This is a genomic window from Lactobacillus xujianguonis (assembly GCF_004009905.1).
Lineage (GTDB): Bacteria > Bacillota > Bacilli > Lactobacillales > Lactobacillaceae > Lactobacillus > Lactobacillus xujianguonis.
The window spans coordinates 1-5003 of record NZ_ML136921.1 but is presented as its reverse complement, the minus strand read 5'-3'; the positions used below and the strand labels follow the sequence as shown (position 1 = coordinate 5003).

The 5003-nt window shown below is 50.8% G+C and carries 3 rRNA genes; all 3 read left to right on the top strand.

From position 1 onward, the window contains the following. The first annotated feature begins 145 nt into the window (after positions 1-145). The 3 genes from EJK17_RS10900 (at position 146) to rrf (ending at position 5001) form a co-directional block, all read left to right on the top strand. Positions 146-1709 (top strand): 16S ribosomal RNA (locus tag EJK17_RS10900). Between the two features lie 203 nt (positions 1710-1912). Then, positions 1913-4814 (top strand): 23S ribosomal RNA (locus tag EJK17_RS10895). 70 nt (positions 4815-4884) lie between these two features. Next, positions 4885-5001, top strand: a 5S ribosomal RNA gene (gene rrf, locus EJK17_RS10890). The 16S, 23S and 5S rRNA genes sit together here, the layout of an rRNA operon. The last annotated feature ends 2 nt before the right edge of the window (positions 5002-5003 follow it).

Sequence of the window (5003 nt, the reverse complement as noted above, 5' to 3'; positions counted from 1 at the left end):
TAGTACTTTGAAAACTGAACAAAGTTTCGCTAAAAGTGTGCGGGTGTAAAAACCCAAACAAAGAAGCGAAGTCAATTCGCAAGCAATAAATCTTGAGACAAAGATCTTAAGAAATCGAAATGAAGTCATTTCAAACAATTATTTAAAAAATGAGAGTTTGATCCTGGCTCAGGACGAACGCTGGCGGCGTGCCTAATACATGCAAGTCGAGCGAGCAGAACTAACAGATTTACTTCGGTAATGACGTTTCGGACGCGAGCGGCGGATGGGTGAGTAACACGTGGGTAACCTGCCCTTAAGTCTGGGATACCACTTGGAAACAGGTGCTAATACCGGATAACAACTAGTGCTGCATGGCACTAGCTTAAAAGGCGGCGTAAGCTGTCGCTAAAGGATGGACCCGCGGTGCATTAGCTAGTTGGTAAGGTAACGGCTTACCAAGGCGACGATGCATAGCCGAGTTGAGAGACTGATCGGCCACATTGGGACTGAGACACGGCCCAAACTCCTACGGGAGGCAGCAGTAGGGAATCTTCCACAATGGGCGAAAGCCTGATGGAGCAACGCCGCGTGAGTGAAGAAGGTTTTCGGATCGTAAAGCTCTGTTGTTGGTGAAGAAGGATAGAGGTAGTAACTGGCCTTTATTTGACGGTAATCAACCAGAAAGTCACGGCTAACTACGTGCCAGCAGCCGCGGTAATACGTAGGTGGCAAGCGTTGTCCGGATTTATTGGGCGTAAAGCGAGCGCAGGCGGAGAAATAAGTCTGATGTGAAAGCCCTCGGCTTAACCGAGGAAGTGCATCAGAAACTGTTTTTCTTGAGTGCAGAAGAGGAGAGTGGAACTCCATGTGTAGCGGTGGAATGCGTAGATATATGGAAGAACACCAGTGGCGAAGGCGGCTCTCTGGTCTGTAACTGACGCTGAGGCTCGAAAGCATGGGTAGCGAACAGGATTAGATACCCTGGTAGTCCATGCCGTAAACGATGAGTGCTAAGTGTTGGGAGGTTTCCGCCTCTCAGTGCTGCAGCTAACGCATTAAGCACTCCGCCTGGGGAGTACGACCGCAAGGTTGAAACTCAAAGGAATTGACGGGGGCCCGCACAAGCGGTGGAGCATGTGGTTTAATTCGAAGCAACGCGAAGAACCTTACCAGGTCTTGACATCTGGTGCAAACCTAAGAGATTAGGCGTTCCCTTCGGGGACACCAAGACAGGTGGTGCATGGCTGTCGTCAGCTCGTGTCGTGAGATGTTGGGTTAAGTCCCGCAACGAGCGCAACCCTTGTTATTAGTTGCCAGCATTAAGTTGGGCACTCTAATGAGACTGCCGGTGACAAACCGGAGGAAGGTGGGGACGACGTCAAGTCATCATGCCCCTTATGACCTGGGCTACACACGTGCTACAATGGGCAGTACAACGAGGAGCGAACCTGTGAAGGCAAGCGAATCTCTGAAAGCTGTTCTCAGTTCGGACTGTAGGCTGCAACTCGCCTACACGAAGCTGGAATCGCTAGTAATCGCGGATCAGCACGCCGCGGTGAATACGTTCCCGGGCCTTGTACACACCGCCCGTCACACCATGGAAGTCTGCAATGCCCAAAGCCGGTGGCCTAACCTTCGGGAAGGAGCCGTCTAAGGCAGGGCAGATGACTGGGGTGAAGTCGTAACAAGGTAGCCGTAGGAGAACCTGCGGCTGGATCACCTCCTTTCTAAGGAAGCAGAGGTGGCGGAGAGTAGAGATACTAAGAGAAGCCACTAAAGCAAGCGGAAGCACACTGAGAAACTTTGTTTAGTTTTGAGGGCATTAGCTCTCAAGGAGATAGTACATTGAAAACTGAATATAATCCAAGCAAAAACCGAGACAATCATTGAACAGATTGTAGAGCGACCGAGAAGAGAGATTCTTGAGTAAGGTCAAGTAGAAAAGGGCGCACGGTGAATGCCTAGGCACTAGCAGCCGAAGAAGGACGTGACGAACTACGAAAAGCTTCGGGGAGCGGTAAGTACGCAGTGATCCGGAGATATCCGAATGGGGGAACCCGGTGCAGGAGATGCATCATTAAATACTGTTAAGGTATTTAAAGGAAGACGCAGTGAACTGAAACATCTAAGTAGCTGCAGGAAGAGAAAGAAAAATCGATTTCCTTAGTAGCGGCGAGCGAAGAGGAAAGAGCCTAAACCAGATGATTTATCATTTGGGGTTGTAGGACTGCAATAAGGTATTGCGAAAGATAGTTGAAATGTCTGGGAAGACATGCCAGAGAGGGTGAGAGCCCCGTAAGCGAAATCGGAAGCAAGCCGAGCAGGATCCTGAGTAGGGCGGGACACGAGGAATCCCGTTTGAATCCGCGAGGACCATCTCGCAAGGCTAAATACTAGCTAGTGACCGATAGTGAACCAGTACCGTGAGGGAAAGGTGAAAAGAACCCCGGAAGGGGAGTGAAAGAGAACCTGAAACCGTGTGCCTACAAGTAGTCAGAGCACATTAAAGTGTAATGGCGTGCCTTTTGTAGAATGAACCGGCGAGTTACGTTAAATAGCGAGGTTAAGTGAGAAAAGACGGAGCCGCAGCGAAAGCGAGTCTGAATAGGGCGAAAAGTTATTTGATGTAGACCCGAAACCAAGTGACCTACCCATGACCAGGTTGAAGGTGCGGTAAAACGCACTGGAGGACCGAACCCACGTAAGTTAAAAATTGCGGGGATGAGTTGTGGGTAGCGGTGAAATTCCAAACGAACTTGGAGATAGCTGGTTCTCTCCGAAATAGCTTTAGGGCTAGCCTCGTGGGAGAGGATAATGGAGGTAGAGCTCTGTTTGGACAAGGGGCCCGTCAGGGGTTACTAAGTCCAGATAAACTGCGAATTCCAGATATCCATACACGGGAGTCAGACTGCGAGTGATAAGATCCGTAGTCGAAAGGGAAACAGCCCAGATCACCAGTTAAGGTCCCCAAATCTATGCTAAGTGGAAAAGGATGTGGAGTTGCGTAGACAACTAGGACGTTGGCTCAGAAGCAGCCATCATTCAAAGAGTGCGTAATAGCTCACTAGTCGAGTGGCGCTGCGCCGAAAATTTACCGGGGCTAAGCATAGTACCGAAACTGTGGATGCATCGAAAGATGCGTGGTAGGAGAGCGTTCTAGGTGCGGCGAAGGCTAATCGAGAGGATAGTTGGAGCGCTTAGAAGTGAGAATGCCGGTATGAGTAGCGAAAGATAGGTGAGAATCCTATCCGCCGGAAGACTAAGGTTTCCTGGGGCAGGCTCGTCCGCCCAGGGTAAGTCGGGACCTAAGGCAAGGCCGAGAGGCGTAGTCGATGGATAACAGGTAGAAATTCCTGTACTGCGTTCAATCGTTATGAGCGAAGGAGGGACGCAGGAGGCGAAGGACGCATGGCGCTGGAAGCCATGTGCAAGCGATAAGTGTGGAAGTGAGTCAAATGCTTGCTTTCGAAAAGCACAAGTCGTGAAGCGGAGCGAAGTTAAAGTAGCGAAGGTCTGGTAGTCACACTGCCAAGAAAAGCTTCTAGCCAGAGAGAACGTACCCGTACCGCAAACCGACACAGGTAGTCAAGTGGAGAACACTAAGGTGAGCGAGAGAACTCTCGTTAAGGAACTCGGCAAAATGACCCCGTAACTTCGGGAGAAGGGGTGCTGATCGCAAGATCAGCCGCAGTGAATAGGCCCAAACAACTGTTTATCAAAAACACAGGTCTCTGCAAAGTCGTAAGACGACGTATAGGGGCTGACACCTGCCCGGTGCTGGAAGGTTAAGAGGAGGACTTAGCTTAGGCGAAGGTCTGAATTGAAGCCCCAGTAAACGGCGGCCGTAACTATAACGGTCCTAAGGTAGCGAAATTCCTTGTCGGGTAAGTTCCGACCTGCACGAAAGGTGTAATGATTTGGGCACTGTCTCAACGAGAGACTCGGTGAAATTATAATACCCGTGAAGATGCGGGTTACCCGCGACAGGACGGAAAGACCCCATGGAGCTTCACTGTAGCTTGATATTGAGTATCTGTTAAACATGTACAGGATAGGTAGGAGCCTGAGAAGATAGGACGCTAGTTTTATCGGAGGCAATGTTGGGATACTACCCTTGTTTGATGGATGCTCTAACCGCGGTGCCTAAGCGGCATCAGGGACAGTGTCAGGTAGGCAGTTTGACTGGGGCGGTCGCCTCCTAAAGTGTAACGGAGGCGCCCAAAGGTTCCCTCAGAATGGTTGGAAATCATTCGCAGAGTGTAAAGGTATAAGGGAGCTTGACTGCGAGAGAGACAACTCGAGCAGGGACGAAAGTCGGGCTTAGTGATCTGGTGGTACCGCATGGAAGGGCCATCACTCAACGGATAAAAGCTACCCTGGGGATAACAGGCTTATCTCCCCCAAGAGTTCACATCGACGGGGAGGTTTGGCACCTCGATGTCGGCTCGTCGCATCCTGGGGCTGAAGTCGGTCCCAAGGGTTGGGCTGTTCGCCCATTAAAGCGGCACGCGAGCTGGGTTCAGAACGTCGTGAGACAGTTCGGTCCCTATCCGTCGTGGGCGTAGGAAATTTGAGAGGAGCTGTCCTTAGTACGAGAGGACCGGGATGGACGCACCGCTGGTGTACCAGTTGTCTTGCCAAAGGCATCGCTGGGTAGCTATGTGCGGAAGGGATAAGCGCTGAAAGCATCTAAGTGCGAAGCCCCCCTCAAGATGAGATTTCCAATGCGCAAGCAGTAAGACACCTCAAAGACGATGAGGTAGATAGGCTGGGAGTGGAAGTTCTGTGAAGAATGGAGCGGACCAGTACTAATCAGTCGAGCACTTGACCAAAGCGAAACGATCTGAGGTTTTTGCGAGAGGGATTATATTTAGTTTTGAGCGTAGTAGCTCAAGAAAAGAGTGCGGTGGCGATAGCAAGAAGGATACACCCGTTCCCATGCCGAACACGGAAGTTAAGCTTCTTAACGCCGAGAGTAGTTGGTGGGAGACTGCCTGCGAGGGTAGGTAGCTGCCGTGCTC